The 432-nt window shown below is 34.5% G+C and carries 2 protein-coding genes; both read right to left on the bottom strand.

Annotated features, from left to right (window positions below; all coding sequences use genetic code 11):
• Window positions 1-338, bottom strand: a 338-nt coding sequence (locus CP965_RS14050; RefSeq protein ID WP_407646428.1) for a sodium:solute symporter family transporter, incomplete at its 3' end; no start/stop codon positions are given.
• A gap of 15 nt (window positions 339-353) precedes the next feature.
• Window positions 354-432, bottom strand: a 79-nt coding sequence (locus tag CP965_RS14045; RefSeq protein WP_129062726.1) for a sodium/substrate symporter small subunit, incomplete at its 5' end; no start/stop codon positions are given.

Raw genomic sequence — 432 nt, 5'->3', positions numbered from 1 at the left:
GAGTAGTATCTATCTCCAACAAAATCTGGAACTGTAAACTTACCAAATTTTCTTAAATATGGAGCTAAAAGCATGGCAAGTAAAACATATCCACCTGTCCATCCCATTAAGTAAGCACTTGCATCACTACCAATAAAAGCAATAATCCCCGCCATCGATATAAATGATGCAGCACTCATCCAGTCTGCTGCTGTGGCCATACCATTTGCTACTGGTTGAACCCCTCCACCAGCAACATAAAAGTCTTTTGTAGAACCAGCGTTAGCCAAAAGTGCAATACCAATATGTATTGAAAATGAAATACCTACTACTAAATAAATTAATGATTGTAATGCCATTTTCTCTCTCCTTGACTATTCATTTACGCCATATTTTTCATCTAATTTTGTCATTAATTTAACGTAAACAAAAATAAGAATTACAAATACATAT

Source organism: Halarcobacter mediterraneus (assembly GCF_004116625.1).
GTDB lineage: Bacteria > Campylobacterota > Campylobacteria > Campylobacterales > Arcobacteraceae > Halarcobacter > Halarcobacter mediterraneus.
The sequence above is the reverse complement of the archived record's forward strand: the minus strand, read 5'-3'. Positions and strand labels throughout refer to the sequence as shown.